Below are 2,605 nucleotides of genomic sequence, written 5' to 3'. Positions count from 1 at the left end.
CGGTCAGGGGCGATCCGGAGGTGGACTCAATCGTATTCACGCCGCCGCGGGTGGCAGACATGCCGTAGGCGACGCCAGGGTCAGCGCTGCTGGTCACAGTCACGTTGCCGCTTTCCGTGGTGATGCTGTTGCTACCGCCGTTGTCGACAGACATGCCGCAGCCTTTGTCGCCGCCGGTGCCGGTCACAGTCACGTTGCCATCCGCGGTTTTGATCTTGTTGCTGCCGGAATCGTTGGCAGACATGCCGTAGGCGACGCCGGGAATGCCGCTGTAGCCGCCGGTGCCAGTCACAGTCACGTTGCCGCTTTCCGTGGTGATGCTGTTGCTGCCGGACATGCCCCAACCGTTGACACCTCCGCTGCCGGTAACGGTCACGTTGCCGCTTTCCGTGGTGATGCTGTTGCTGCCGGACATGCCAAAACTGAGGACATCTCCGCTGCCGGTAATACTCACATTGCCGCTCTCGGTTTTGATCGTGTTGCTACCGCCAAAGGAACCAAACATGCCGCGGCCAGTGCCACCACCGTTTAAGATGTGGTTCAAAAGACTGCCGCCGCTGCTGCTGCCGGTAACGGTCACATCGCCGCCTTTTGTGGTGATGGCGTTGCTGGCAGCGGCATTGGCGGCATACATGCCGAAGCTGTCGCCGCTGCTGCTGCCTTCAACAATTACCTTGCCAGCCGCAGTTTTGATTTCGTTGCTGCCGGAAGAAGCCGCGTGCATGCCGGTGGCGAAGCGGTAGTCATCGTCGTCGAGTTGGCCCCTCACAGTCACATCGCCGCCCACCGTTTCGATCTTGTTGCTGCCGGAAGATTCGGCCTTCATACCGTCGACGAACAACATGTCGTCTCTGGGGCCTTGGCCGTAGCCGCTCACAGTCACGCTGCCGCTTTCCGTGGTGATGCTGTTGCTGCCGTCATCGATTGCAGACATGCCGTAGCCGTAGCCGAAGCCGTCGCCGGAGCCGGAGCCAGTCACTGTCACGTCGCCGCTTTCTGTGGTGATGCTGTTGCTGCCGGAAGAGTCGGCAGACATGCCGTAGCCGTCGCCGTAGCCGTAGCCGGAGCCGTTGCCAGTCACTGTCACGTCGCCGCTTTCTGTGGTGATGCTGTTGCTGCCTGATCCAGCGGCAAGAACGCCAAAACTTGCTCCTGTGATGGTGACATCACCGCCTACGTCAACGGTGTTGGCGCTGTTCCCCTCAGCACGCAATCCTGTGCCCGCAGCGGTTATGTGAAGAGACCCATCAGTTACGGTCAGGTTGTTGGCACTCTCTTCAACAGAGTAGACGCCTGCCCCGGCCGCATCGATGTAGATAGAGCCGCCAGCAACATCAATGTTATTGGTGCCGCCATAGTGAGCTAACAGACCTTCCCATCCGCCTTTGATATTCACATTGCCATTTGTCACTGAAACAGTGTTGGTGCTGTATCCATTGACGCTGCCGTCATCGGCGGTGCCGCCATATGCATGAACACCGCGTCCGATGGCATCAATCTCCAGATCTCCATTGGTCACGTCAACGTTCGTGCTACTGTTGCCGCCGGACGAGATACCCCAGCAGTCTGTCTTTATACTTACAGACCCATTGGTGGCGGAAAGGTTGGTGGTGCTGTTGTCAGATGTGCCAACCCCATTCCAAAGTGCATTGATGGTGATATCGCCGTCAATTGCCGTTACAGAGTTGACGCTGCCGCTCTGGGTTTGAATGCCTTGCCCGTCGGCGGCTATGTTGATGCTGCCGCCGCTGATGGTATTCTTGCCGCCATCGACAGCAAATACGCCATGGGCAGCGGATACGCCATCGCTGGAGGCGCTTTGGACATGAACCGAGCCCTTGCCCATATCAATGACGTTCTCGGCCCCGCTGCCCTGCGCGGTCACGCCGCCCGACACGTCAAGTGTGCCGTCCGCGGAAGTGATGTGTGTGGTGGAGCCCACTGTGGTGTTCACAACCCCGGCAGCAAGGTTGATGGTATTGTAGTCATCGGCCATCTGGTCCGGGTCGGCCGAGCCGCTGGCATGTATGGAACTGCCGCCGATGACCGTGTCGTTTATGATGATTTCGTCATTTTGCGCGGACGAGACGACGGAGTAGGCCCCGCCGTTGTTCTGGCCCTGGTGGAACTCGCCGATATTGTCCAGATGCTGGCCGCCATAGCGGCTGTCGTGCGCCGCGGAATCAAAGTTCTGGTTGTCTGTGGCGACAAGCTCCACATTATATTCAAAGCTGTCGCCCGAAGCGCGGTCCGTGACCGTAATGTGAATGAAGTCCACCAGGCTTTCGCCCGTAAGGCCGAGCCGCTGCATTTCAGCCACGCCGTCCGCGGTAAGGCGGAATTCCAGACGGCCGGAAAGGCTGTTAAAGCTTACGTCTACCCAGGAGCTTGACCATCCGGCAGGCAGGCTGACGCTCACCGCATAGGGCGCTGCCGCGTTGGTGCCGTCAAAGTCTGCGTCCCCTGTGGCAATGGCGGCAGGAGCCGCGCCATTTGCGCCGAAAAATACATTGGCGGTAACGGCATCGCCCGTGGCGCCAGGGGAATACAGCACGGCGCGAACAAAGGGACCTGCGGGGAAAAAGGGCGTTTCCGCCGCTGCTCC

1 protein-coding gene is annotated in these 2,605 nt (G+C 59.6%); it reads right to left on the bottom strand.

The window, feature by feature from the left end; translation table 11 throughout:
* Window positions 1-2,605 (bottom strand): beta strand repeat-containing protein (locus tag V6C16_RS11015; RefSeq protein ID WP_333543218.1); only part of this gene is annotated, 2,605 nt, incomplete at both ends.

This window comes from Desulfovibrio sp. 1188_IL3213 (assembly GCF_036763145.1).
GTDB lineage: Bacteria > Desulfobacterota > Desulfovibrionia > Desulfovibrionales > Desulfovibrionaceae > Desulfovibrio.
This window is presented reverse-complemented; position numbering and strand designations above follow the sequence as displayed.